The organism is Leisingera sp. NJS201 (genome assembly GCF_004535885.1).
Lineage (GTDB): Bacteria > Pseudomonadota > Alphaproteobacteria > Rhodobacterales > Rhodobacteraceae > Leisingera.
Genome location: NZ_CP038240.1, coordinates 89,892 through 113,916, shown reverse-complemented (window position 1 = coordinate 113,916; position 24,025 = coordinate 89,892). Strand labels below are relative to the sequence as shown.

Annotated in this window: 27 protein-coding genes and 3 pseudogenes; 25 read left to right on the top strand and 5 right to left on the bottom strand. The window is 59.9% G+C overall.

Annotation, left to right across the window (positions count from 1 at the left end):
- Positions 1-6: 6 nt before the first annotated feature.
- From ETW23_RS24850 to ETW23_RS24805, 10 genes are all read left to right on the top strand, one after another.
- The gene (locus ETW23_RS24850; RefSeq protein ID WP_226892491.1) at positions 7-228 is read left to right on the top strand and encodes a hypothetical protein; all 222 of its coding nucleotides are present in this window, start codon (positions 7-9) and stop codon (positions 226-228) included.
- Positions 228-1,691 (top strand): TolC family protein, encoded by a 1,464-nt coding sequence (locus tag ETW23_RS24845; RefSeq protein ID WP_027238592.1) that lies wholly within the window; start codon positions 228-230, stop codon positions 1,689-1,691. The genes ETW23_RS24850 and ETW23_RS24845 overlap by 1 nt, the downstream gene beginning before the upstream one ends.
- Before the next feature lie 11 nt (positions 1,692-1,702).
- Positions 1,703-3,061: a multicopper oxidase family protein gene (locus tag ETW23_RS24840; protein WP_027238593.1), complete on the top strand. Its 1,359-nt coding sequence runs from the start codon at positions 1,703-1,705 to the stop codon at positions 3,059-3,061.
- A 46-nt stretch (positions 3,062-3,107) separates the two neighbouring features.
- Positions 3,108-3,824: a copper-binding protein gene (locus ETW23_RS24835; RefSeq protein ID WP_027238594.1), complete on the top strand. Its 717-nt coding sequence runs from the start codon at positions 3,108-3,110 to the stop codon at positions 3,822-3,824.
- A gap of 109 nt (positions 3,825-3,933) precedes the next feature.
- Positions 3,934-4,467: a plastocyanin/azurin family copper-binding protein gene (locus ETW23_RS24830; RefSeq protein WP_027238595.1), complete on the top strand. Its 534-nt coding sequence runs from the start codon at positions 3,934-3,936 to the stop codon at positions 4,465-4,467.
- A gap of 9 nt (positions 4,468-4,476) precedes the next feature.
- Entirely contained in the window at positions 4,477-5,781 is a 1,305-nt protein-coding gene (locus tag ETW23_RS24825) for an ABC transporter ATP-binding protein (RefSeq protein WP_134831760.1), read from the top strand.
- Positions 5,778-6,236, top strand: coding sequence for a cytochrome c (locus ETW23_RS24820; protein ID WP_036783961.1), 459 nt, complete (start codon positions 5,778-5,780; stop codon positions 6,234-6,236). The genes ETW23_RS24825 and ETW23_RS24820 overlap by 4 nt, the downstream gene beginning before the upstream one ends.
- A gap of 76 nt (positions 6,237-6,312) precedes the next feature.
- Positions 6,313-6,765 (top strand): cytochrome c family protein, encoded by a 453-nt coding sequence (locus ETW23_RS24815; RefSeq protein ID WP_027238598.1) that lies wholly within the window; start codon positions 6,313-6,315, stop codon positions 6,763-6,765.
- A gap of 153 nt (positions 6,766-6,918) precedes the next feature.
- Complete coding sequence (locus ETW23_RS24810; RefSeq protein WP_096708181.1) at positions 6,919-7,989, top strand: sialidase family protein; 1,071 nt, start codon at positions 6,919-6,921, stop codon at positions 7,987-7,989.
- A gap of 867 nt (positions 7,990-8,856) precedes the next feature.
- Positions 8,857-9,318 carry a hypothetical protein gene (locus ETW23_RS24805; RefSeq protein ID WP_008327364.1) on the top strand — a complete coding sequence of 154 codons (462 nt, stop codon included), beginning with the start codon at positions 8,857-8,859 and terminating at the stop codon, positions 9,316-9,318.
- Positions 9,319-9,438: 120 nt separating this feature from the next.
- On the opposite strand, the gene ETW23_RS24800 is transcribed toward ETW23_RS24805, so the two are convergent.
- The 3 genes from ETW23_RS24800 to ETW23_RS24790 form a co-directional block, all read right to left on the bottom strand.
- Complete coding sequence (locus ETW23_RS24800) at positions 9,439-9,666, bottom strand: hypothetical protein (protein ID WP_027238601.1); 228 nt, start codon at positions 9,664-9,666, stop codon at positions 9,439-9,441.
- Positions 9,667-9,835: 169 nt separating this feature from the next.
- Positions 9,836-10,093: a helix-turn-helix transcriptional regulator gene (locus tag ETW23_RS24795; RefSeq protein ID WP_017470289.1), complete on the bottom strand. Its 258-nt coding sequence runs from the start codon at positions 10,091-10,093 to the stop codon at positions 9,836-9,838.
- A gap of 124 nt (positions 10,094-10,217) precedes the next feature.
- A complete protein-coding gene (locus tag ETW23_RS24790) occupies positions 10,218-10,469 on the bottom strand; it encodes a hypothetical protein (protein ID WP_008327366.1) in 252 nt (83 codons plus the stop codon).
- 210 nt (positions 10,470-10,679) lie between these two features.
- Between ETW23_RS24790 and ETW23_RS24785 the strand changes: the two genes are divergently transcribed.
- From ETW23_RS24785 to ETW23_RS24720, 15 genes and pseudogenes are all read left to right on the top strand, one after another.
- Positions 10,680-11,048, top strand: coding sequence for a hypothetical protein (locus ETW23_RS24785; RefSeq protein ID WP_027238602.1), 369 nt, complete (start codon positions 10,680-10,682; stop codon positions 11,046-11,048).
- A gap of 43 nt (positions 11,049-11,091) precedes the next feature.
- A complete protein-coding gene (locus tag ETW23_RS24780; RefSeq protein WP_027238603.1) occupies positions 11,092-11,706 on the top strand; it encodes a lytic transglycosylase domain-containing protein in 615 nt (204 codons plus the stop codon).
- Entirely contained in the window at positions 11,703-11,996 is a 294-nt protein-coding gene (locus ETW23_RS24775) for a TrbC/VirB2 family protein (RefSeq protein ID WP_009503803.1), read from the top strand. The genes ETW23_RS24780 and ETW23_RS24775 overlap by 4 nt, the downstream gene beginning before the upstream one ends.
- Positions 11,989-12,267 carry a type IV secretion system protein VirB3 gene (locus ETW23_RS24770; protein WP_027238604.1) on the top strand — a complete coding sequence of 93 codons (279 nt, stop codon included), beginning with the start codon at positions 11,989-11,991 and terminating at the stop codon, positions 12,265-12,267. The genes ETW23_RS24775 and ETW23_RS24770 overlap by 8 nt, the downstream gene beginning before the upstream one ends.
- On the top strand, positions 12,257-14,632 hold the full coding sequence (locus ETW23_RS24765; RefSeq protein ID WP_040182600.1) for a type IV secretion system DNA-binding domain-containing protein: 2,376 nt from the start codon (positions 12,257-12,259) through the stop codon (positions 14,630-14,632). Before ETW23_RS24770 ends, ETW23_RS24765 begins: the two co-directional genes overlap by 11 nt.
- Positions 14,629-14,796, top strand: coding sequence for a hypothetical protein (locus tag ETW23_RS25325; RefSeq protein WP_024099338.1), 168 nt, complete (start codon positions 14,629-14,631; stop codon positions 14,794-14,796). The genes ETW23_RS24765 and ETW23_RS25325 overlap by 4 nt, the downstream gene beginning before the upstream one ends.
- Positions 14,797-14,851: 55 nt before the next feature.
- On the top strand, positions 14,852-15,940 hold the full coding sequence (locus ETW23_RS24760; protein WP_040104432.1) for a lytic transglycosylase domain-containing protein: 1,089 nt from the start codon (positions 14,852-14,854) through the stop codon (positions 15,938-15,940).
- A complete protein-coding gene (locus ETW23_RS24755; RefSeq protein WP_040104422.1) occupies positions 15,940-16,749 on the top strand; it encodes a type IV secretion system protein in 810 nt (269 codons plus the stop codon). Before ETW23_RS24760 ends, ETW23_RS24755 begins: the two co-directional genes overlap by 1 nt.
- Before the next feature lie 17 nt (positions 16,750-16,766).
- Positions 16,767-17,419: pseudogene (locus ETW23_RS24750) on the top strand (virB8 family protein).
- A 2-nt stretch (positions 17,420-17,421) separates the two neighbouring features.
- Positions 17,422-18,120, top strand: a complete 699-nt coding sequence (locus ETW23_RS24745) for a TrbG/VirB9 family P-type conjugative transfer protein (RefSeq protein WP_024099334.1) — start codon at positions 17,422-17,424, stop codon at positions 18,118-18,120.
- Positions 18,117-19,494, top strand: a pseudogene (locus ETW23_RS24740) (TrbI/VirB10 family protein). The gene ETW23_RS24745 and the pseudogene ETW23_RS24740 overlap by 4 nt, the downstream one beginning before the upstream one ends.
- 4 nt (positions 19,495-19,498) lie before the next feature.
- Entirely contained in the window at positions 19,499-20,485 is a 987-nt protein-coding gene (locus ETW23_RS24735; RefSeq protein WP_024099332.1) for an ATPase, T2SS/T4P/T4SS family, read from the top strand.
- Entirely contained in the window at positions 20,482-20,676 is a 195-nt protein-coding gene (locus tag ETW23_RS24730) for a hypothetical protein (protein ID WP_024099331.1), read from the top strand. The genes ETW23_RS24735 and ETW23_RS24730 overlap by 4 nt, the downstream gene beginning before the upstream one ends.
- A pseudogene (locus tag ETW23_RS24725) lies at positions 20,673-21,085 on the top strand (hypothetical protein). The gene ETW23_RS24730 and the pseudogene ETW23_RS24725 overlap by 4 nt, the downstream one beginning before the upstream one ends.
- Before the next feature lie 12 nt (positions 21,086-21,097).
- On the top strand, positions 21,098-22,174 hold the full coding sequence (locus tag ETW23_RS24720) for a type IV secretion system protein (RefSeq protein ID WP_024099329.1): 1,077 nt from the start codon (positions 21,098-21,100) through the stop codon (positions 22,172-22,174).
- A gap of 95 nt (positions 22,175-22,269) precedes the next feature.
- Here the strand turns inward: ETW23_RS24720 and ETW23_RS24715 are convergent, their stop codons facing one another.
- Together ETW23_RS24715 and ETW23_RS24710 are read right to left on the bottom strand one after the other, a co-directional pair.
- Positions 22,270-23,616, bottom strand: coding sequence for an NAD(P)/FAD-dependent oxidoreductase (locus ETW23_RS24715; RefSeq protein ID WP_134831759.1), 1,347 nt, complete (start codon positions 23,614-23,616; stop codon positions 22,270-22,272).
- A gap of 45 nt (positions 23,617-23,661) precedes the next feature.
- Entirely contained in the window at positions 23,662-24,024 is a 363-nt protein-coding gene (locus tag ETW23_RS24710) for a hypothetical protein (protein ID WP_027238612.1), read from the bottom strand.
- Position 24,025: the final 1 nt, after the last annotated feature.

Here is a 24,025-nt window from a genome sequence, read left to right as displayed (position 1 = left end):
ACTTTCATGAAAATTCATCTACTTATGGGGGCTTCGGCCCTCGGGCTTGGCGCATGCGCCTATGAGCCCACCCCGTTGCCGTCCGTCGCGACCCAACAGGCCGTCGTCAACACGGCAGTTTCATCGCCGATCAGCTATCAGGACCCCTTGGCGGGCTACACCTATCGCGGCCCTACAGGTCCCCGCGACTGGCGTTCCGTCAATCAAGAACAGACGGAGGGCAACTGATGCGGGTATCGAAGTTTCCGCTGGTTTTCGGCTTTCCGCTAATCCTGGGTGCCTGTGCTACCGCTGTGCCGGGCATCTACACGGAACCAAAAGCTGGCTTCGCCAATATTTCCAGCCAGGTCACACCAGCCCTCGGCAAACGGACAGCCTTCGCCGAAACCCAGGCCGAAAACGAGGCCTTGAAGAAGCAGGTGCACGCAATGGTGCACCGCAAGACCATTTCGGCGGACACCGCCGTTCAGGTCGCGCTTCTGAACAACAAAGGGTTGCAGGCGTCCTATGCAAACGTCGGCCTGTCTGCCGCAGAGGCCTGGCAGCAATCGATGCCGGAAAACCCAATCGTGTCGATTGGTATACTGGGCATCGGTGCGCCCGAACTGGGTGCCTACAGGGCGATCGAGGGACTGATCCGGTCGAACGTGCTCGATGCCACCACTCGCAAGCAGCGTACGGCCATTGCAGACGCAAACTTCCGGCAGGCTCAACTGAGCGCCGTGAACGACACACTCGCACTGGCCAATCAGACGCGGAAGGCATGGGTCGATGCCGTAGCCGCCTTCGAGGCTGTGAGTTATCTCCGCCGTGCGAAAGCGACGTCTGACGCCGGATCGGAATTAGCGATGAGACTGGGCGAGACCGGCGCGCTTAACACAGCCGGGCAGGCCCGTGAACAGGCATTCAATGCCGAACTCGCCGGACAACTTGCCCAGGCACGCTTGAATGCTACCCGGTCCAAAGAGCAGCTGACCAGGCTCATGGGGCTGTGGGGCACCGAAGTCGACTATTATGTGCCCGATGCTCTTCCTGCGCTGCCGCGTTCCGTCGGCCGTGTGACTGACATCGAAGCGAAAGCATTGCGAAATCGGGTTGATCTGCGCGTTGCCAAACTTGGCCTGGAAGCACAGGCCAAGGCGTTTGGTCTGACTGATCAGACTCGCATTATCAGCGATCTCGAATTCATTGCCGGGTTCGAAGCGGAGCGGGAAATTGAGGACGGAGAAACGGAGACCGTGACCACCCCTCAGGTGGAGGTGGAGTTCGCAATCCCGATCTACGACACCGGGAAGGCACGGATGCGCAAGGCGGAATTGTCGTACCTGCAAGCAGCCAACGTGCTGGCAGAAAGAGCCGTCAACGTCCGGTCCGAAGCGCGTGGTGCTGAAGCCTCCTATCACGCCGCGTATAAGATCGCCCGCCACTATCGCGACGTTCTGGTGCCGCTACGCACGACCGTCGAAGAAGAGGGGCTGCTGTCTTATAACGGCATGATCACCAACACTTTCGAGCTGCTGACAGACGTGCGCGAGAAACTGGGCGCATCACTGGAAGCGGCAAACGCAAAACGCGAATTCTACATGGCACAGGCTGATCTGACCGCTGCGATCTATGGCGGCGGCGAAGGCGGTGGCGGTGCTGGTGGAGAAGGCGCGACACTTGCCGCCGGTGGCGGCGCAGGACACTGAAAGGAACTGACATGCTAAATAGACGTCAATTACTCGGAGCCGGCGCGGCAGGTGCAACGCTGGTCTCTTCGAAAGCCTGGGGTCAAACCCTGAACATGGGCCTGCCCGAAGCTGCCCAAATGGATAGCGCAGCAACGGCGATCACGGCGCGTCCTAGTACCGGGCCGGACTACACACCTGTGGTCACATTGAACGGGTGGACCCTGCCGCACCGGATGAACAACGGGGTGAAAGAATTTCACCTCGTGGCCGAACCGGTAGAACGCGAGCTTGCCGACGGCATGATCGCGCATTTGTGGGGCTACAACGGCCAATCCACCGGCCCGACGATCGAAGCAGTCGAAGGCGACCGGGTGCGCATCTACGTCACCAATAAGCTGCCGGAAGGCACAACGGTGCACTGGCACGGGCTCATTCTTCCTTCAGGCATGGATGGGGTCTCCGGATTGAGCCATCCAAGCATCCCGCCGGGCAAAACCTTCGTCTACGAATTCGACTTGGTGAAGTCCGGAACGTTCATGTACCACCCCCACGGCGATGAAATGACCCAGATGGCGATGGGGATGATGGGCATGTTCGTGGTCCACCCCAAGGATCCCACATTCATGCCGGTGGATCGTGATTTCCTGATCATGCTGAATGCTTTCGACATCGATCCGGGTACCTATGTACCCCGCATCATGACGATGACGGATTTCAACCTTTGGACCTGGAACAGCCGGATCTTCCCCGACATCGATCCGCTGGTCGTGAACAAGGGCGACCGGGTGCGAGTACGGGTTGGGAACCTTACGATGACGAACCACCCGATCCATATGCACGGCTATGACTTCAAGGTCACCTGCACGGATGGCGGCTGGGTGCCGCCTGAAGCACAGTGGCCGGAGGTCAGCATCGACATTCCCGTAGGTGCGATGCGCGCCTACGAATTCGTCGCCGATCATCTGGGAGATTGGGCGATCCATTGCCACAAATCGCACCATACGATGAACGCCATGGGCCATGACGTGCCGACGTTCATCGGGGTGAACAAGAAGCCGCTGACCCAGAAGATCCGTCAATTCCAGCCGGAATACATGCCGATGGGCATGTCCGGCATGGGGGACATGGCAAAAATGGAAATGCCGCTACCCGACAATACCATCCCGATGATGACGGGTTGGGGCCCGTACGGACCCATCGAGATGGGCGGCATGTTTTCGGTCGTGAAGGTGCGGGACGGCATCGACGCGGACGATTACTCCGATCCCGGCTGGTACGAGAACCCTCCGGGCGAGATGGCCTACGAATGGACTGGCGAATTACCCGACTTTGCCTCCAACAACAGCCCCAAAACCATTCTCACACCGAAACCAACCTCGAAGGGCTGAGCGGCCCTTCGTCATCTCCAACCGAACCAACCTACAGGACAATAAAATGAGAAATCTTCTTTTGACGACAAGCTTCGCGATCGCGCTATCAGCACCGGCCTTTGCTGCAGGTACACACGACGGCGGACATGGGGAGACCAAGCCAGCCGCAATGATGGTCGGCATGCCGGGTGACGCCGCCAAGGTTGACCGCACAATCGACGTCACTTTGCTCGAAAACGATGAGGGCCAGATGCTGATCGAGAGTGAGCCGATGGATATCAAGGAGGGCGAAACCATCCGCTTCAACATCACCAACAAGGGTGAGCTGGAGCATGAATTCGTCCTCGACACGGTAGAGCGTAATGCCGAGCACAAGATCGAAATGGCCAAGATGGACATGGAACATGACGATCCGAACCGTATCCGTCTCGATGCGGGCGCCTCGGGCGAAGTTGTCTGGACTTTCGCAAATTCTGGCACATTCGAAGCAGCGTGCCTGATCCCGGGCCACTACGAATCGGGAATGCACCGTGAGGTCGCAGTCGGTGACCAGATGGCTCAGGCTGACGTGGAATACACAAGCGGCACCATCAAGAAAATCGACGCAAAGGCCGGCAAGGTCACAATTATCCACGGCCCTCTCGTCAACCTGGATATGCCGGCAATGACCATGGTGTTCCGCGCCGACGAGGCGATGGTGGCCAAGATGGCGGAAGGTCAGGACATCGAGTTCGTTGCCGACCGGGTCAAGGGTAAACTGACCGTCACGCAGATGAAGTAACTACTAACAATGGGGCCGGGGGTAAACACTCCGGCCCCATCGCCTTGATCGCTTAGCCCAAGCAAGCAAGAAGATCCCATAAAATCAAGCGCTACGGAGGTAGCCGAGCATGAAGAATTTCCTGAGAACCTGCACCATCGCCCTTGCGCTTGTCCTTCCGGCTTTTTCAGTGGGCGCTTCCAGTGGCAAGGGCCAGCAGCCTCACGCGCGAGCCTTCGAAGTGCCTGGCCATGATCCGATCGGGAAACCCGGTGATGGCTCCTCGATCGACAGGACGATTGAAATATCCATACGGGAGACGGAAAGCGGCTACATGCTTTTCGAGCCGGACGCGATCCAGATTGAAAGCGGCTCGGTTGTCCAGTTTTCAATCAGAAATACCGGCGCATTGGATCACGAGTTCTTTCTCGGTTCCTTTGACGAGGTCGCAAAACATCAGCAATGGATGCGCGAACATCCCGATATGCAGCATGACAGCGCCAACTCGGTTTCGATCCCTAGTGGGCAAAATGCCGAGTTGATCTGGGATTTCTCCGATATGACCAACCTGGAGTTCGTATGCTTGATTCCCGGCCACCGGGAAGCGGGCATGTGGGGCGTCATCATCGTGCACGATCACCTTGCGCCGAAGTCCAAGGATTAGACATTTTCAATGTCACTCTTGGATAGGTATCACCTGCTTGTACACGACGTAGCTGCCGCCCTTGGGTACGACTACAGCGATGCCACGCCGGACTGGGTTCATCCGTTCATTCATCTCATACTGGTCTTGGCCCCCGCGCTGCTGATCAGTGTTGGCTCATATCTTGCTATTCGCGGCATTCTGAAGCTTTGGAAGTACCGCAGCACGCCTGCGATCCACCCAGAGCCCATACGAGGGCTCGAAGGAAGTCTTTTCAGCACCGTCTTGCGCTATTCAAGAAGGCAGCAAGCGTTGATGATCGTGGTTAGCCTCATCGCGATGCCTATACTCTATCTGACTTTGGAACTGCCAAAACAGATCGTAAACAACGCTCTGGATTCTGGCCGTTTCCCAGTTGCCGTTTTGGGACGAGACGTCGACCAGGTCGTTTTCCTCATGCTTCTTTGCGGTCTCTACCTTTTGGCTATTATCCTGAATGGGCTAAACAAATATAGCCTTAACGTCTTCAAAGGGTATGTCGCCGAGCGTTTTCTGCGGCGCTTCCGCCTGCTGGTCTATCGGCAATGGCGCAGCGATCCAGACTCCGGAAACCAAAGCGAGATCGTCCCTATTCTCGCACAGGAAGTCGAGCCCATCGGTGGCTTCGCGGCAGGTGTCCTTACGCTGCCAATCCTGCAAGGCGGTACGCTTCTGACGATCCTGTTTTTCATGTTCGTTCAGGACCCTGTCTTGGGTGCCGCCGCACTGACGGTACTGCCAATTCAGCTCGTGCTGCTGCCCAAGCTGCAACGGCGGGTCAACGCGCTTTCACGCACCAGGATCAAGGAGGTCCGACAGCTTGGCAGGCAGCTCAGCGATCAATTGCGCGAACGGCAGGTCAATCCGGCCGGGCTGCTGCCAGTAAGCGCAAGTTTTAGAGAGCTTGAGCACGTGCGCAGGAAGATTTTCCGTCTGAAGTTCTTCATCAAGGCCCTCAACAATTTTCTGACCGCGCTGACGCCATTCCTGTTCTACTCTCTGGGTGGATATTTCGTCATCGAAGGGCGGATCACACTCGGCGCGCTGGTGGCCGTCCTGGCAGCGCACAAGGACTTCTCGGCACCGCTGAAGGAACTTTTCCGCTACTATCAGACCTTGGAAGACACCCGAATCCGGTATCACGAAATCACGGCTTTTTTTGCCGGGTCAGGCCACTCGTCCGAAGTGGCCCAGGCTGATGACAGTACGCTGGAAAAGGTCAGCCAATTCGAGCAATCGCCGCTCAGAAAAACGACTTTGCCTTTCGAGGGGCATGGAGACCTCGCTTCACAATGAAGGAGTTTGATAGCATGAAATGGGCAGCAATATTTTTTGCTCTGATCGCCGTTTCTGCGGCAGGATGGTACATCCTGCAGCCGACCCACTCCCAGACGAGTACTCAGACGGACGAAAGAATGGCACTTCCCGCAGGTGCGCTTGCAACTGTCAGGCTGCCCCCAAGTTTCACCGAGCAAGAGCAAATCGGCAAGCGTGCCTATGGTGCGGCCTGCGCGACCTGCCACGGCGTCAATGGGCAGGGTCAGGACGGCGTTGCTCCACCGCTGGTGCACAAGATTTATGAGCCGGGCCACCACGGTGACATGGCGTTTGTCCTCGCAGCACAGAATGGTGTTCGGGCGCACCATTGGAAGTTTGGCAACATGCCAGCTGTCGAGGGCGTAACACGAGCAGAAGTATTGAATATCGTGGCATATATACGGGCTCTTCAAAGGGAAAACGGAATTAACTGAGTGACCTGTCGACCTGAGGCAAAAGCATAACAGCCATCCAGTAGATAATAACTGTCATCAACGGGGAGAGAAACGAATGAAACCTAAATTTATCGCAACGCTAGCATTGGCATTGTCCGGAACAGGTGTTCTCGCCGATGGACATGCAACCGGCGACGCATCGGCCGGAGACAAGGTATTTAACAAGTGCAAGGCCTGCCACTCAATCGTCAGGACGGATGGTGACGTTATCCGAAAGGGTGGCGCGGTTGGGCCAAATCTTTATGGTGTGTACAACCGAACAGCAGGGACCGAAGAAATGTTTGGGAATAAATTTCGGGACTCTATTCGTGAAGCGGGCGAGAATGGCTTGGTCTGGAACGAGAGCGATTTCGTAGCCTATATTGCAGATCCGAAGAAGTTCCTCGCGACTTTTCTGAACGACAGCAAGGCGAAATCTGGCATGTCATTCAAATTGAAGAAAGAAACGGATGCCAAGGCAGTCTGGGCTTATCTCGTTTCGGTTGGACCGGAGGTTGAGGCCGATTAGATTTTTATTCGTTTGCACGGCTCTTTTTATGCTCGGTGCGCCCTTTGTAGCGGCTGAAGATGCCCTCTGTTTCCAGTCAGACCACTGGTTGCACCGGTTGGGGATCACGCACGTGAACCCTCGCTTTCAACACTGCCCGATGGTCGGATCGTGATGAGTTGGACCGAAGGTAACAACGCCGTTCGGATGGCCCTGTTCGATGGCACCTATTGGACGGAGGCGCGTACAATTCATCAATCTGAGACACTGTTTGTGAACTGGGCCGACTTTCCGTCAGTCGTTGGGCTTAGCGATGGGACGCTTGCAGCGCATTGGTTGGAATTGAATGGGCCGGGCAGCTATCAATACGACGTAAAGATCGCTTTCTCCTTCGATGAGGGTTTGAACTGGACAACGCCAATCATACCCCACGATGACCGATCAAAGCGTGAACATGGTTTCGTGTCGCTAATCCCTGATGATAGCGCTGGTTTGACAGCTCTTTGGCTAGATGGTCGTGCATACGATAATCAAGCCGCAGACGACAGCTATGAGAATGCCATGCAGGTCCGCGCACGTCGCATTGCGCCGGACGGTTCAATGGGACCGGAAAGCCTGCTCGACCCACGCGCTTGTACGTGCTGTCAAACATCGGCCGTCCGCAAGGAAGCAGGTAACATCATAGCGGTTTACAGGGACCGAACAGCCGAAGAAATCCGCGATATTTCGGTTGTCAGGTTGGTCGAAGAAGAATGGACCGACCCCGAAACAATCTACGGCGACGGCTGGGAAATCGCAGGATGCCCTGTCAACGGACCTGCCATCGATGCGTTGGGAACGTACGCGGTAGTCGTGTGGTTCACCGGTGCCAATGGCGAGGCAAAGGCTCGAATTGCGTTTTCCAGGGATGGGGGCGCATCCTTTGAAGACCCGTTGCAACTCGATCTCGGCACACCCGCAGGTCGCGTAGATGTCTTGCAGATGGGTGACGGCAAAGCACTTGCTCTTTGGTTGGAGTATGCGAATGGCGGTGAAGCAATAGTCGTGTGTCAGGTGTCGCCGGAGAGCGGGTGTACTTCGCCACAAGCACTCCACATCAATCGTGGGCGAGAGTCGGTAGGATTTCCAAGGATTACGCGATCAGCAGCTGGCGTTGTCGTTGCGTGGACCGGGTCTGCACAGGGCAACTTGGCGGGGACAACCGTGGTTGGTGTCGAAGTAGCGATACCGTCTCCCGCAAGGTAATCTTCAGGACCAAAGCGACAAGTCGGTTCAAGGCTGTTCCATGGCGGTGAAAGTCAATATTCCGTCCTACTCTTAGAACCCCGCAAACGGATTATTCTAGCCTTGGAGGTTTATCGCTGCGCGAGGATCTCGTAGCCAAACAATCTGGTCACTAGAGCTTCGAAATCGTGAAATCTTTAGATCAAGAGCGCAACAATTGGACCGTCGAGGAATCGCTTCAAGATCGTCGGTAAACCATGGATAAAGATCCCGTCATTATTTACGGGACTGGTGTGATTGTTGTAGGTGCTTCAAGTTGTTGTGCGCCTTACTGTTTTCGAAAACATGCTGCGAAGAGACAGCGAAGGTGGAGTTTGGACTTTGTGACATTTAGCCAGATTGAATGACCGCATTGGCAACTTGAGCTGCAACGCAGCGACAAACCTGCCGCATGCGCGAAGCCGTGCTGCGTCAGCGAAATATGAAAAACGAATGACGGCATTGTCCCGCGATGTGCACCTTTACCAAGCATAAGCGAAGGTCGGCATTAGCCGGAGAAGAAATAACATAAACTTCATTATGCGACTTTATACTTAGCGTTGCGATAGTATATTATTGTATGTATGCTGAACTCCTATCACGGAGGCTCCACAGCATGCGCCATTTACTCAAGAAGCTCCTCCCCTCGGTCGCAGTCGCTTTGACCGTGACAGGTTCTTCGCTGCCAATACCCGCCGCGCGCAGACATACCCGATCGATTGCGCGATCCTCTTGTGCCTGTCTGGCGGCTGGCCTGCTTCCGTCCCTTGCGCCCGAGCCCGCGCCGAATTTATCCGGCGGATTACACCTTGGCCGGTCGAACCACCGCTGCAAATCTGGCGCTGTCCCATGGGCGCCTCCTACGAGAACGATCGGTTACAAAACAACGCTGGCGGCATCTTTGAAGCCTTGTACCGAACCGACAGCCGTCGACCGCTTCAATCCTTGCCAGTAGATAATCTCGTTCCCACCGACCTCGCCCTGCGGCTCGTTCAGGACCGCGCGGACATCGATATCAGCGGGCCAGAGTTCAATTTCGTGCGGTCCATCCGCGTCTTCGATGTACGGTATGCACGACAGCACGAGTCCGGGCGCGATGGGGATTGTAACCGAAGCGCGACCGTGGTCCTCGGCACCTACGGGACCCAAGGCGATTTCTCATGGCAGCGATCTTCGATAACTGCCCTGCCCGAGGCCCATGTGGGACTTGAACGTTGGGGCGAGCATTGCCCTGGCATTTATCACCGATCCGTCTTCGTCGATTGGCGTGACTATGACGGCAACTACGGGTTCGAGCAGGTGAACTACTGACCTGCCGCTACGTAGATTTGTCATGGAAGACGGCTTCTTTGGCTTGCACGACCGCACCGCATACGCTTCGCGGTCCACATGCTGTTTGGCGTTTAGGCAAACACCGCGGGTTCGCTCTGTTCACCCGTCGTCGCTTCTTCCGATCCTCGTCAGCGCATCGAAGTCGATTTCTTGCTTCTGTTCGTCACTTATATCCGGCCGGGTTTCCGATACCGGCTGGGGCCCTTGGACGTCCCACATCACCGCATGTGAGCCTGTCCTCCAGCGATAAACCCAACCAACAACACTGCACCCATCGGTCCCGATCAGATTGGCGATCGCGACGCCCTCACCCTTATCTTCGTTCACTGTTTACTGGCTTCCTGCACTGCGGCGCTGCGAATTGCGGCGTGGGGTTGCAGAGCGTTCACTACGACCGCGCGCCGGGCTTCTTTGATGTTGGCTAACTGGTCCTCGATGAGGAAATGATCATCAGACCGGGAAAGTGGGTTCCCGTGTTCTCAACAATTCATTGGCTTCAAATCCTGTGGTCGGGCTCCGTGGCGGCTTCAACGATCGCCAGAACCTCGAACGGGTCAAAGCCGATGGCGCGCGCCAAGACGACCAGCTCGACAACGTCGACCCGGCGCTGGCCGCTCTCAAGGCGGGCAATAAGGGACTGGTGGCATCTGAGCCTGTCTGCCAGGTCTTTCTGACCAAGGCCCGCTTTGACACGGGCGTCGACCAACGCCTGACAGAGTGCCACTTGTCCCTTGCTTCTGATTGTCTTTGCCACGCGTCACATACCTTTTGTGACGTCGCTAGCGGATGAAATCTGTTATCTAAAAAGTAGATATATGAGGGTGTTATCGGCGTCTGGTTTCCATGGGCTGCAAGTCTGATGCTCCCGAGGTTGCCCATCAATCCCCTACCAATTGCAGGAACCGGCCATATTCCTCGCTGACTTCGCGCGCTTCCTCGAAGGCGCGGGCCCGTTCACCGTCGAGGCAACGGAAGTAGCTCTGGATATCCTGAATGTAATCTTCGAAGTCGCCGCGGATGATATCCGCATAGTCCCGCGCGGCCTGCGAATCGCTTGGCAGGAAAGGACGGGATGGCGCAAAGCAGGATTCCGCCAAAACCGGCCCAGGAACGCAGATCAGAAGGGCCATAGCTTGCAATGGGAGCAGGCATGTCAACCTTGGGTTTCTCAAACCTGTTATCTCCTTGATCGCGGACACTGGCCGTGACTAGTGTTTGCGTAACCAAACTACAGCCAAAGCACGATATTACATCTTGCGGTTGATAATATACTATCGTAACTCTGGGCTTCAAGTAGGAATGCCTGGGGTCGCGCCATTGGAGAAAGCGTGAGCCGGGCCATGAACTGGGACATCGAAGCACCAAATGTGGTTACGGAAGCCAGGTTCCGCGAGCTCGTGGAAAGCGGCTATAGCGCAGAAATCCTGTGCCAGGAGTCGGCACATAAGAAAGGCCCCAGCTATTACGGGGTCTGGATCATGCGCGTTGTCTCTGATGATGGGGTGGAAAAGCTCCTCGTCACCGCCCGCACACGGACGACCTACAACGATATCAAGATCCGCGAGTTCAAGACGATCTCCGGCGTGGTGTCTTTCTTCATTGGCCTTGGCTTTGCGCATGTCGACCTGCCGCTTGAGGCGGGCACAAGCCGCACGCATAAACTCGCCCCGTCAGACAAAGCCTCGTCAGACAAGGCCGCTGACAACTAACCTCGTCTGCCTCTGGCTGGTCGCAGCACCTGCCTCAGCGCAAATGGTCCTGGTCATGGAGAGCGACGGCTCCCTGATCCCGTCCCGCTCCCAAAGCAGCTTTGCTCGAAACTACTATGACGGGATTGGTCAGAGTTCGGCTTCCGATGGGATCGCGATCTTCGGCGAGGTAGAGGCCGAGCAAGAGGGCGTCCAAGTCGCGGCCCTTGCCCGCATGACTCCCCTGCCCCGCGCCGATGTTCTCTCCGGGATTCAGACCACGGCCTTGCGCTATGCCGGCCATCCTGGCCTGCGTCGCGCGGGGCTTTCCGTGACGGATTGGCTGGCTCTCTATCGGGCCAATATCGAGGTTGAGAGCGCCTACCGGCAGGATGCGATTTCAAGTGCAGGTGCCATTGGCCTTGGTCAATTGATGCCAGCGACGGCGCGTGATCTGGGCGTCGACCCGCGTGATCCGCTGCAGAACCTCGACGGCTCCGCCCGCTACCTCGCGATAATGCTGGAGACGTTCGGCGATCCGCACCTGGCGCTGGCTGCCTACAACGCCGGACCCGATGCGGTCCGCCAGTATGGCGGCGTTCCCCCCTACCGAGAAACCCAGAACCACGTGGCCCGCGTCATGGCCGTCGCGGCCCGATTGGAAGGATCAAATTCATGAAACAGATTTCAAACCTCTTTGTCGCCTCGCTGGCGCTATTCCTGCTGATTGCCGAACCCGCCCTCGCCCAGAGCATTGATCTCTCCCCGATCCAGAGCCTGTTACAGGGCATCGTGGATGCGCTGACCGGCCCACTTGGCGTTGTCATCGCGACGCTTGCCGTTCTCGGCGTTTTCTTGAGCTGGTTCTTCAACATCATCGACCTGCGCCAAGCGCTTTGGGTCCTCGTGGGCATCGCCGGTGTCGCGGCTGCCCCCACCATCGTTGCCGCGGTCTTTGCCGGTGGCTGAGCGCTCGCCTCTCTTTCTCGGCCTCGTGCGCCCGCCGAAGCTTCTGGGCCTGCCCATCATGTACGCGATGGTCTGGCTCTTTGGCTCGGTGCTCTTGTTCGTCTGGGTCCAGCACATCGCGGTGCTGGGCGTGGCCACCCTTCTCTATCCGGTGCTGTGGAAGGCCGCCGATTGGGACCCGCGTTTCATCGACGTGATGATGACGGCCCTGCAGGAGACACCGCCCACGCGCAACAGGTCCATCCATGGCGGGGACAGCTATGCCCCGTGATGACGCCCGTGATGCTGCGCTCGATGCCCGCACGATGACGCCGGACTGGTATGCGCGCGAGACCCGCCTCGCGCATATGCTGCCCTATGTGAGCCTCGTCGACGACCAGACCGTGCGGACCCGGGTGAACGAACTCTTCCGCTGCATCCGGCTCGAGGGGATCAACAGCTACACGACGGACGATGCCTATCTCGACAAGGTGACGGCGCTCTTTGCCCGCATCGTCGCGCAGCTCGGGCCGGAATTCAGCTATTACGTCCACAAGGTCTCCAAGGCCATCAAACCTGATCTCGACCCGATCCGTGAGGACAGCTTCGCAGGCGAGGTTGACCGGCGCTGGCGCGCGAAACTCGAGACCAGCGGGCTCCGCGACAAAACACTGACGCTCACCGTCATTCACCGCCCGCCCCCGAAAAGCCTCCTGCCGTTCCTCAGCCGCAGCGCGCCGGACCGACTGAAGGAGGAGACCCGCAAACGCCTGCAGCGCCTCGGTGAGGCCGTGAACGTCTTCCTGTCCGGCCTCGCAGAGCTCAAGCCGCGCATGCTCTCAGCCGGATCGGGAGAGTTGGTGGGATTCTTGGGCGCGCTGAACACGGGCACCGAGCTGCCGCTCTACCCGGCCAACACCTACGGCTTTTTGTCCTTCAACGTCGCCAATACCCGCGTAACGTTTCACGGAGACCATTTCGAGCTTTCCGAAGGCGTCGTGGGCCATCGCTACGGCAAGAGTTTCACCATCGGGGAATATGCTGAGGCCACCTCCTGCACCATGTTCGACATGCTGAACCTGCCGGTCGACATGATCGTGACGCACTCCTTCACGCCGATCAATTCGAACCTCATGGCGGGCCGCATCAAGCGGCAAAAGCGCCAGATGCAGGCCAGCCAGGACGCGGCCCTCTCGCTCCTGGAAGCCCTCGACATCGCCGCCGATGATCTCGAGGCCAAGCGCCAAAGCTTCGGCGAGCATCACATGGTCGTGACGCTCTTTTGCGACACGCTCGAAGAACTGCAAACCCTCAGCGCCGAGATCATGAACGCCGCCGCAACCGAAGGCGTGAAGATGATCGGCGAGCGGGTCGCGGCCAAGGCGCATTACTTGAGCCAGCATCCCGGCAACCAGCCCAAGCGCGTCCGTGCCAGCGCCGTCACCAATCGCAACTTCGCGGATTTTGCGGCCTTTCACCGGACACAGCTCGGCAAACCCGCCGCGAAAACCCCATGGGGCCGGGTCGTCACCTATTTGCCCACGCCGGAGCAGAGCGCCTACCGGTTTTCCTATCACGAGCAAGGTTCGCCCGACAAAGAACCGACCAGCGGGCATACCCTGATCATGGGACGGCCCGGGTCGGGTAAATCGGTGTTGTCGGCCTTCCTGATGACCCAGGCCCGTCGCGCAGGCGCACGGATCTTCGTCTTCGATTACCGTAATGGTATGGAGATGGCGGTCCGCGCCAATGGCGGGCGTTACGCGTCCCTGAACGCCGGTCAGCCTACGGGTCTCAACCCGCTCTGGACCGAAACCGATGCACGCGGCACCGCCTGGCTCTCGGACTGGCTCACCACGCTGCTCTACCGCGCCGACAAGCCCCTGACCCCGGCACAGACCAACCGCATCCAGGAAGTGGTGCGCCAGAACGCGCAGGCCTCCAATCCGGCCCTGCGGAACTGGCGGGATTTCGCATCGCTTTTTGTGTCCACCGATGATGGCGGCGATCTGCACCAGCGCCTGTTTGAGTGGACCGAAGACGGCCGCTATGGGTGGATCTTCGGCCAGACGCTGGAAGATACGTTCTCGCTCGAAGGCGAAGTGGTCGGGTTCGATCTCACCGGCATTCTCGACAGCGAGGCCGAGAAAGAACGCATGGCGGTCCTATCCTATCTTTTCCGCCGGGTCGAGCGCGAGATCGAGGATCGTCGCCCCACAATCATCGTGATCGACGAGGCCTGGAAGGCGCTCGACAACGCATATTTCGCCGAACGGTTGTCGAACTGGCTCGTGACTGCGCGCAAGCAGAACACCGTCGCGGTGATGATGACGCAATACGCAAGCCAGCTCGAGCGCACCCGGACCGGCAAGACCATCGTCGAGGCCGTGCCGACGCAGATCCTGCTGCCCAATATCCGCGCGCAGCCTGCGGACTACGCCATGCTGAACCTCACGGAGAAGGAGCTCGACGTCCTTCTCAACACGGGCAGCAACAGCCGCTTGGCGCTCATCCGTGACGATCAGGGCTCGATCGTCGTCGATGCCGATCTGAGCGCGCTTGGACCCAATCTCACCATCCTTGGCGGCATGGAAAAGGGCGAAGCGCACGTTGGCGCCGATTATCGCACCCGCCCGGACTTCTGGAGGCTTTCATGATCCGTATTCTCTTGTCCCTGACAGCACTCGGCCTGCTCGCTTCCTGTGCGCAGTATCGCGAACCGCAGGCAAACTGCTTCACCTTCCTGGCCTCGACAGCCCCTGTCGCGCCTGATTGCACCTTCACGCCTCTAGATGCGCCGGAGGGCGACATTGAAGTCTAGCCTGCCTCATATCCTCGCGTTTTGCCTGCTGCCTGGTCTCGCCTTGTCTCAAGGTGTGCCGACCAATGACAGTGGGCTGACCTCGCGTGACATCGTCGAGACCGGTGATCGCGAGGCTGACTTGGCCGTTCAGGCCGACAAGCTCGCCGTGCGCGAACTCATCGCGGAGATCGAGCGCGAACAGCTGGCAACCCTGCAACGCATCCTCGATGCCCAGACCAGCTTCGGCGGTCAGGGCTTGCCGGCTATGGTCTCGGGGCTGGAAAGCGGCAGCGGGTATCCGGCCCGGTCAGTCGAGGCGGTCTATGGCAATGCCGACATCGACCCCAATCCCGGCGGTGCGCAGATGTTCGGCGACGCCGCCGAGAACATCGAGCAGCTCATCATCCGCGTCGCCCAGGAAACCAGCGACTTTGCGGGTGTCGGCCGCGCTGGTCTCTCACCCGTCCAATGGCGCGCGTTGCTGCAAGCGCTCATCTGGCAGGAAAGCCGTTTCACCATTGGGGCACGGTCTCCCGTCGGCGCCTATGGCCTCACCCAGATCATGCCCGGCACCGCCAGCGATCTCGGCATCAACCCGGATTACTATGACAGCCCTTACCTGCAGGTGCATGGCGGCGCGCGCTATCTCGCGACCCAGCTCAACACATTCGATGGCAACATCATCAACGCGCTCGCGGCCTATAACGCCGGACCCGGCCGGGTGTTCGAGTATGGCGGCGTGCCGCCCTTTGCCGAAACCCAGCATTACGTTCAGGTCATTCCCGAACGCTACAATCTCTACCTGAGCCGTATCGGCGGGATCGAAGCGCTTGGCACGATCGACCCCGCGCTTCTGGCCAATGCCAACCTCTCAATCACCGGGCACGGCGCGGCCTTCTATGGTAACAACTCACCCGCCGCGATCAGGCAAGCCGCCTTCCGTATTGCGGACATCGTCGAGCGGATTTCCGAGACGGAAGACGTGCAAGAAAGCATCGCGCTCAACACCTATGCCCGCGCCGAACTCGTGCGCCTCGTCGCTGCACGCATCCGGCTTCAGGCGGCCCGCACCCGAGTCCTCTCTGCCGAGGAGCTGGCCCAGGCCAGCGCCCGCATGGCCGAAGGCGCGTTCATGGATTTTACGATCAGGGAGATTGAATGATGGGACGGAAGTTTCTGAGAGCGGCCTTGGCCGCAACGCTTGGGATTGGCCTGCATCTGGGAGCCCTCTCCCCTGCCGCGGCGCAGGGCGTGCCCGTCGTCGACACCCAGAACATCGCGCAAAACATCCAGCAGCTCCGGCAGATGATCGAAGACGAGATCCTGCAAAACGAGCAGCTGACGCAGCTCCGCGAACAGCTCGGCCTTCTCACGGATCAACTCGCGGAGCTGCAAAGAACCTATGAAGCGCTCACCCGACTTGCCGAGCTTCCAGAAATCATCCGCACGGAAATGGAAGACGAGTTGAACGGACTGCTCGACCAGGAGTTCGGAGACATCCTCGCCACCATCGAGGCCATCAAGACGGGTGACTTCTCAGGTCTGTCGGGCTCCGGTGCAGGCGAGATCGAAACCCAGATGGACCGGGTGCTGGCCGATCTCGGCTTCGATGAAGACACGCTCTCGGAAATGGCCACCAGCGGCAATCCCGGGGCCAACCGTGTGGCCACGCAGGCAACAACCGGCGCACTCGTCTCAGCCGCCGCCCAGAACAGCTATGAAGATGCCGGCCAGTCGCTCGAGCGGGTAGACCGCCTTGTCGGGCTCATCGACGACATGGAAGAGCTCAAGCAAAGCATCGATCTCAACACGCGCGTGACCGCGGAGCTCGCCATTGCGCTGGTCGCCATGTGGCAACTCGAAGCCATCCAGACCGTAGGCGATGGCACAGGCGGCGTGATCGATGCCGCCACCATCGCCGAAGAGCAGCGCTTCATGGATTTCACGTTACCGGACCTCCGGGCCGAGTGATCGCGAGGGCATGACGGGTGGCGACTGAACAAGAAATCATCGAGGAAGAACTGGTCTACGGTGCCTTGCGCCGCGAACGGCTCTGGCAACGCCTTGGTCTGGCAGGTCTTGTCTTCGGCATCATCGGCTGTCTGAGCGCAGCAGCAGTCGCGATCCTCGATGTCGATCCGCCCCCGTCGTTGTCCCCTATGATCCCGCCACCGGCTTTGCACTCCCCGAAGCCTCGGTGGGCGCCTCCTCGGTGACCGCCAACCAGGCGATCATCGAGGCGGAGGTGTTCCGCTATGTGGCCGACCGGGAGGTCTATAACCAGCTCGACAACGATCTGCGCATCCGCAGCGTCCTGCGCCGCTCGGACGGAGCTGCCGAGAGCGGGCTGCGCCAGATCTGGAACAGCGCAAATGAAAACTATCCGCCGACCGTCTATGGCCCCAATGCTCGGCTCGACGTGGAAATCCTCAGCATCAACCGGATCGGAACCAACCGCGCGACGGTCCGCCTGCGCAAGCGCCTGACGTCCATTAACGGCACCCAGACCGGCCTCTTCACTGCGACGCTTCTCTTCGAGTTCCGCCCGGAGACCCGCCGCTCCATCGATGAGGTCTGGACCAATCCATTCGGCTTCACCGTCCTCGAATATTCCATCCGCTCCGACAGATTGGAGAACTGATCTTGTTTCCCGTACGAATTGCATTTGTTGTCCTTATCGTTTTGTTGCCGGGGTTGGTCGCCGCCGAAGCCATCCCGCGTGGCGGTCCCAACGACAGCCGGGTGCGCTTGGCCACCTACCAGGAGGGTCAGGTCTACCGTCTCAGCGTGTCACTCACCCATGTGACCACCATCGAGTTCGGGATCGGCGAAAGCATCCGCTCGATCATCGCGGGCGACACCGAGGGCTTCGAGATCGACGGCGTCCCGGGCGGTCAGGCCTTCGCGATCAAGCCCGTCGCGCGCGGGGTGCATACCAATGTGACAGTCTATACGAACCGCCGGAGCTACTACTTCAACGTCGAGGAGGTCCGCAGCCCAACCTTCTACGTGGTGCAGTTCCGCTATCCTGATGACGCTGCGCGCCCGACCCGGGCCATCGCCGCCCAAGCACCAAACTACAATTACGGCGCCAGCGCGCGGACCGAGTTCACGCCAACGCGCATCTGGGATGACGGGACGTTCACGTATTTCGCGTTTCCGAGAAACGCACCTGTGCCAGCGATCTTCCGCTACGCGGGCGGCCGTGAACGCACGGTCAACACGCAAACCCCTGAAGACGGCGTGATCCGCGTCAGCGGCGTGAACCGCCAATGGATCCTGCGACTTGGCGAAGAGGTGGTCTGCATCGAGGCGATCGCGCCCGCGGAGGCCACCTCATGAGCGATACCGGGAACACCGAGCTGGAAAAACGCCTCGCCGCCCTTGAGAAAGGCAGTGCCCGCGCCCCCACGGCGGCGCAGCGCCGGTCGCCCCTTCTCGCGCTGATCGTGATCCTCGTCATCGGCGTGGGTGGTGCCCTGCTTTATCTCCTCTCACAGCCCGACGAAGAGGAAGCCTTACCGACGGCCACCCCGGACGTCTTCCAAAACGAAGGGGACGGCTTTGGCGCTATCGAGACCTTGCCCCCGCCGAGCCCGAGGTTGTGTTCGTCGGACCAGACCCCGTCGAGCCCAACGCGGAGCTTCTGGCGCAGATCACCGCCCTGCAGGCCCAGATCGAGGAGTTGCGCAACGCCCCTGAACCAGTTGTCGAGGAAGACACCGCCGCCGCAGAGGCAATTGACGCGCTGACTGCTCAGATCGCGGCGCTACAAGCCGCCTCGGAAGCAGCACAGCAACGATTTCAGGACGAACTGACGGCGCGGGATCGAAGTCTTGAACAACTCCGCATGGATCTGGAATTGGCCCAACTCGAGGCCAGCCGACCGCAACCCGCACCAGCGGGCCCCACGGAAGATGAGCTGCGCGCACGCGAGCAAGAGCGACTGCGCCGCGAGGAAGAAGCCCGGCGCATGGCCGAGCTGGAGCGCCGGGCCGCGGAGGAACGCGCCTTCCAGGAGCGGCGCATCGCCTCGCCCACCATCGCGTTTGGCGGTGCCTCAGGAGCGAATGAAACGGCTCTGACCGAACGCACCTTCGGCGAGGTGACGGATTTCGTGCTGAACGGTGCGCTGCCCTCCACCGTGACGCAGGCCGAGGTGATCGCCAATCCTTCCAACACCATCATCCAGGGCACCATGATCCAGGCCGTCATGGAAACCGCCCTCGACAGCTCACTGCCCGGCCAGACCCGTGCCGTGGTGTCCGAGGATGTCTACAGCGTCGATGGCGCGCGCCTCTTGATCCCCGCGGATCCCGTCTCGTCGGGCGCTACCGCGCTGGCGTCGATATTGCGCAGCGCCGCGTCACGATCGCTTGGGACCGGATCATCCTGCCCGCGGGCCAAACCGTCCAGATCAGCTCCTTCGGGGGCGATGAACTTGGCCGCTCCGGCGTCACGGGTTTCGTGGACACGCGTTTTGCCGAGCGTTTCGGGTCGGCCGCCCTGATCTCGCTGATTTCGGCCGCGCCAAGTGCCGCCGCCTCCGAGGTCCAGGATGAGACTGCCGCCGACGTTCTCGAAGACGTTGGCGATGATCTGGCAGATGCCACGGACAGCGTCATTGGCGATTACCTCTCCATCGGCCCCGTCATCTATGTCGACCAAGGCGCGCGCGTCACCGTCATGGTCGACCGCGATCTGGAGATCTTCTAGCCCGATGTCGCTCAGCTATCTCGAGACATCCCTTGACCGGATCGACGCCGCCGCCCGCGACGATGTCATCGAGATCTGTATCAACCCCGACGGGACCTGTTGGGGCGAATTCCAGGGCGATCACTTCATGCGCGCGCTGGATCAAAGGCTGACGGGCGTTCAGGTCAGGGACCTCGGCAACCAGATCGCCTCCTCGGCCAATACCACGATGAGCAAGGACCGCCCCATCGTCTCGGTCTCGATCACCTACAAGGGGCGCCCGATCCGCGCACAGGTCATCACCCCGCCCGCCGTGCTCTCGGCCTCGTCGATCAGCCTGCGGTTCTTTTCCAGCCTGCCGCTCAAGGGCATCGAACTCGACTTTCTCTTCGGTAAGGAACGCAAGCTCGAAGAACTGCGCCTCGAGAAAACGCGCGAGCTGCGCGAGGTCGTGGCCTCCGGTTTGATCGATGACGCCCTCGCCTTCTGTGTCGAGAACAAGCTCAACATGATCGTCTCGGGCGGCACCTCGACCGGCAAGACCGTCGCTGCGCGAAAGATCCTCTCCCATGTCCCGTCTGAGGAACGCATCGTCACCATCGAAGAAGCCGCCGAGCTTCTACCGACGCAGCCCAATGCTGTGACCCTGATCGCCAATCGCGATGCGGAATTCCAGACCGCCGATGTGCTTCTCACCGCCACGCTGCGCATGCGCCCCGACCGGATCATCCTGGGCGAGGTGCGCGGCAAGGAGGCCATGACCTTTCTGGAAGCCATCAACACCGGCCATGGAGGCTCGATGACCACGCTGCATGCCGAAACCCCGCAATTGGCCGTGCAGCGGCTCGCGATCGCGGCGCTGAAGACCGAAATCCCGATGACCTATGCCGACATGATCCAGTACATCGAGAACTCCATCGACGTGATCATCCAGGCCGGCCGCCATGACGGCAAACGCGGCATCACAGAATTCTACCTCCCCGGCGCAACTGAGATTGGAATTTCCCAATGAAGACATTTGAATACGATATTCTGTCCTTTCCCATGACCCGCAAAGCCAGCCTTGCCGACATGCAGGCCAGCCTGAATGCCAAAGGTGCGAAAGGCTGGGAGGTGGTGTCGATCAGCTCCTCGGAATTCGCCAATGTGGGACACACGGTCTTCCTGAAGCGTGAAACCACAGCCACCGGATCCACGGCATGAGGCAGGCGAGCTGTACCCTCGTACTGACTGCGCTGGTCCTGGGCCTGACGTCGGCACCCGGCTTCGCTGAGCGCAATCTCGTGCCGACCCTCGAGCGCAGTTTCGACGTCTGTCCAGACCGGCCCGCTGAACCCGTGTGGATGCAGGAGATCCCCTGCGCCAATCTTATCAGCGAGTTCTGGTTCAGGACATCTACCGCGCCCAGAACCTCGAGCGGATTGTCGAGACCGTCAGCTGCGCCTGCGAAATCCGGTTCCCGTCCTGGGACGCTGCCGAAGCGGTGTTTCGGGAGAGCTACGCGAGCGACGAACGATGGGAAATGCTCGAAGCCTCCGACGCCTACAACCGCCGCGCCAACGCCGCCCGAACTGCCGCCAAGGCCATCTGCGACGCCGCAGGTAATTGGTAAGGCAGCCCCGCGATGAGTGTCGTCACCTACTTCGTTGAAACCTCCCAGGGCTATCTCGACACCGCCGCAGAAACCCAGTTCGGATCGGTTGCGGCAACGGTTGGCACGCTTCTGGTGCTGGGAACAACGCTGGTGGTGGTTCTCGTTTTCCTGAACATGGTCTACCAGTACAAGGCGATGGACGGACGCACGGCATTCTGGCTCGCGGTCAAGATCGGGCTCATCGGGATATTTGCAACCAACTGGGTGCAGTTCAACGCCCTCTCCTCCGCCATCCTGGCCGGGATCGACAGCATTGCGGGTGCGCTGGTTGCTTCCGTTGGTGGTGGAACTCCCGGCCCTTCTGGCACTTTCGCAGAAGAGTTTGACCGGCTAATCGCGGAACTAGGGGACTATCTCAACGCCGCTGGGTCCGAGCTGAACTGGATGGCAGGGGCCATGCTCGACATTGTCGGGGTCCTCTTGCTCTCGATCCTCGGCGGGCTGGCCGCCTTCATCCTCGTGGCATCCCGCCTGATGATCGCACTTCTGATCGGGATCGCACCGGTGATGATTTTCCTGACCCTCTTCGAGGTCACCAAGGACTATTTCGCGCGCTGGCTGTCGGCGCTGGTCTCCTTCGCGCTCTACCCCATAGTCGTGGCCGGTGTGTTCGCGACAATCACGGGTGTCTCCTCTGCCCTCATCGGCGAACTCGGCGACCCGGAGGGAGCCTCAAACATCGGCGCGCTCATTCCCTTCTTCATGATGGTGCTCATGGCCAAGGGCTTCATCATTGCCACGCCCTTCATCGTCCGCGCGATCTCCGGAAACATTATGATGCCCGCCCTCTCCGGTGGTCTCGGCGGCGGCTACAGCTTTGCCCGCGCCGCCATGGGAAGCCAGCAGGCCTACAATCGCTACCTGATCGGAGGCGCAAGTGGCGCAGAATACGCAGCCCTCAGGGCGCGGCAGTTCTTCGGCGTGCAGCAGATGCCCGTGAGGCAGGGCATGGGGCAGACGGGTTCCGCAGGAGGCGCAGGATCCGCAGACTCGGGGTCAAAAATGCTGGCGCAGCTGGCGAGACTGGGTCGACTTGGCCGACGGTGACGGCCCGTAGCGGACCTTCACATATCGAGTCGCGAAGGTCCGGTTCCGGGGTGTTACTAACATGAAGGAGTGCGCAACGGAAAGCCGTTGCACCATCAGAACATTGACCCCAAGTCAGAAGCCCCTGTCGGGTAAGCGGCAGGCATCGCTTTCACCTGCGCCGCCGTCAGCCCCAGCTTGATCGCCAGCGAGAAGACGTTGATCAGCTCGGCATACTCCGGGCCGAACATGTGGGCTCCGAGGATCTTGCCATCCTTGCCGGTGATAATCTTCGCACCGGCATGTGTTTCACCGATGCGCTTCTGCGAGAACCAGCCCGAGGTGTCGGTGAAGCTCACCTCCACATCACCCACCTCTCGCGCCTCTTCCTCGAGCAACCCGACCCGCGCCAGCTCGGGTATGGTGAACACCACGCTCGGCACTCCAGTGTAGTCGGGTTCAGTCCGCTTGCCCTTCAGCATGTTGGAGGCGGCGATCTTACCTTCGAACACAGCTACCGGGGTCAGCGGCTTTCCTGGCGAGGCGGCAGCGTCTCCGGCCGCATAGATGCGTGGGTTCGACGGAGATTGCAGCCAAGGCATGACCTTCACGCCACCGTGCTCGGTTTCGATATCGGCAGCCGCAAGGTCAAGATGGTCGATGGCAGGCACCCTACCTGCACCGTGAACGACGAGATCGGCTTCGATGGAATGGCTCTGACCGGCCCTGCGGTAGAGCACCCGGCGCGCCCCATTCGCGTCCTCGATCCGTTCCATTTCGGCCTCGGCCGCGATCTTAATCCCGGCTTCGCGGCTCCGTGCGAGCAACATCTTTACGAGTTCGGGGTCAAACATCTTCAACTGGCGTGCGCCGCGGTCGAGGATTGTCACCTCAGCTCCCGCCAGCGCGGCGATATGGGCGAATTCGAAGGAGATGTAGCCGCCACCGACAAAGGCGATCCGGCGCGGCAGTTCGGCGAGGTTCAGGAAATCGGTGCTGTCGATCAGTCGCTCGGCACCGGGAAATTTCAGCGGCCTCGGCTTTGCGCCCGTAGCAATCAGTGCGCGGCGAAAGGCGATCTCGCCGTAGCCGTCGATCTCGATCCGGTCCTCGGCGGTGAAGCGCGCGCGGCCATGTAGCGTTTTCACCCCGGCCTCTGTCAGCGCACTTTCCATGCTCTCGGGCACCGGGTCGGTGAAGCTCTCCTTGTGCTTCATCAGCGTGGGCCAATCGATCCTGGTCTCTCCTGCGACGCCCTTGCCTTCGAGCAGCCGCACGGCCTCCACCGCCTCGGCGCCGGCGCGCAGCATCTTCTTCGGGTCGCAGCCCCGGAGTGCGCAGGTGCCGCCATAAGGCAGCTCGTCGACGATGGCGACGGACCAACCCGCCTGGCTGCATTTTTTCGCGGCGTTGATCCCGGCCATGCCGGCGCCGATGACGATCAGGTCGAGTGTCTCGGTCATATGTGCTCCTCGTTCATGCTTGTCAGTCTGGGGCCGCTTACGCGTTCAACGATAGCGACCCATCAATCGTTCACTCAGCCCCCAGATCGCCATAGTGCCTCCACCCGTCGCAATGCCGAGCCAACGCCAGCCGTCCTCTCCGAGCGGCACCAGCCCCGTGCCATGGCCCAGCACAGGAAGCGTCATCGCCAGCAGGAAGGGCCCGGTGTAGCGGCAATGGACCCGGCCACAGCGCCGGGCATTGAACAGGCAGGCACTTCCCATCCACACCAATGCCAGCAACCAGATCCCCATCTTGGGTCCATCGGGCAGTGGAATCGCCAGCACCATGGCACCTATCGGCAACCACCAGGCAAGAGCGGCGCCGAGAGTCGAACCGAGGAGGTCGCGCTTCGATTTTCCGCTCATG

Excerpts from the sequence above, each read along its gene's own strand:
- ETW23_RS24845 (WP_027238592.1), top strand. The coding sequence starts at position 228 with ATGCGGGTATCGAAGTTTCCGCTGGTTTTCGGCTTTCCGCTAATCCTG.
- ETW23_RS24780 (WP_027238603.1), top strand. The coding sequence starts at position 11,092 with ATGGTCCTGGTCATGGAGAGCGACGGCTCCCTGATCCCGTCCCGCTCC.
- ETW23_RS24720 (WP_024099329.1), top strand. The coding sequence starts at position 21,098 with ATGAGTGTCGTCACCTACTTCGTTGAAACCTCCCAGGGCTATCTCGAC.
- ETW23_RS24810 (WP_096708181.1), top strand. The coding sequence starts at position 6,919 with ATGAGTTGGACCGAAGGTAACAACGCCGTTCGGATGGCCCTGTTCGAT.
- ETW23_RS24785 (WP_027238602.1), top strand. The coding sequence starts at position 10,680 with ATGAACTGGGACATCGAAGCACCAAATGTGGTTACGGAAGCCAGGTTC.
- ETW23_RS24820 (WP_036783961.1), top strand. The coding sequence starts at position 5,778 with ATGAAGGAGTTTGATAGCATGAAATGGGCAGCAATATTTTTTGCTCTG.
- ETW23_RS24715 (WP_134831759.1), bottom strand. The coding sequence starts at position 23,616 with ATGACCGAGACACTCGACCTGATCGTCATCGGCGCCGGCATGGCCGGG.
- ETW23_RS24730 (WP_024099331.1), top strand. The coding sequence starts at position 20,482 with ATGAAGACATTTGAATACGATATTCTGTCCTTTCCCATGACCCGCAAA.
- ETW23_RS24765 (WP_040182600.1), top strand. The coding sequence starts at position 12,257 with ATGCCCCGTGATGACGCCCGTGATGCTGCGCTCGATGCCCGCACGATG.
- ETW23_RS24840 (WP_027238593.1), top strand. The coding sequence starts at position 1,703 with ATGCTAAATAGACGTCAATTACTCGGAGCCGGCGCGGCAGGTGCAACG.
- ETW23_RS24805 (WP_008327364.1), top strand. The coding sequence starts at position 8,857 with ATGGGCGCCTCCTACGAGAACGATCGGTTACAAAACAACGCTGGCGGC.
- ETW23_RS25325 (WP_024099338.1), top strand. The coding sequence starts at position 14,629 with ATGATCCGTATTCTCTTGTCCCTGACAGCACTCGGCCTGCTCGCTTCC.
- ETW23_RS24790 (WP_008327366.1), bottom strand. The coding sequence starts at position 10,469 with ATGGCCCTTCTGATCTGCGTTCCTGGGCCGGTTTTGGCGGAATCCTGC.
- ETW23_RS24775 (WP_009503803.1), top strand. The coding sequence starts at position 11,703 with ATGAAACAGATTTCAAACCTCTTTGTCGCCTCGCTGGCGCTATTCCTG.
- ETW23_RS24710 (WP_027238612.1), bottom strand. The coding sequence starts at position 24,024 with ATGAGCGGAAAATCGAAGCGCGACCTCCTCGGTTCGACTCTCGGCGCC.
- ETW23_RS24815 (WP_027238598.1), top strand. The coding sequence starts at position 6,313 with ATGAAACCTAAATTTATCGCAACGCTAGCATTGGCATTGTCCGGAACA.
- ETW23_RS24735 (WP_024099332.1), top strand. The coding sequence starts at position 19,499 with ATGTCGCTCAGCTATCTCGAGACATCCCTTGACCGGATCGACGCCGCC.
- ETW23_RS24835 (WP_027238594.1), top strand. The coding sequence starts at position 3,108 with ATGAGAAATCTTCTTTTGACGACAAGCTTCGCGATCGCGCTATCAGCA.
- ETW23_RS24850 (WP_226892491.1), top strand. The coding sequence starts at position 7 with ATGAAAATTCATCTACTTATGGGGGCTTCGGCCCTCGGGCTTGGCGCA.
- ETW23_RS24755 (WP_040104422.1), top strand. The coding sequence starts at position 15,940 with ATGGGACGGAAGTTTCTGAGAGCGGCCTTGGCCGCAACGCTTGGGATT.
- ETW23_RS24825 (WP_134831760.1), top strand. The coding sequence starts at position 4,477 with ATGTCACTCTTGGATAGGTATCACCTGCTTGTACACGACGTAGCTGCC.
- ETW23_RS24830 (WP_027238595.1), top strand. The coding sequence starts at position 3,934 with ATGAAGAATTTCCTGAGAACCTGCACCATCGCCCTTGCGCTTGTCCTT.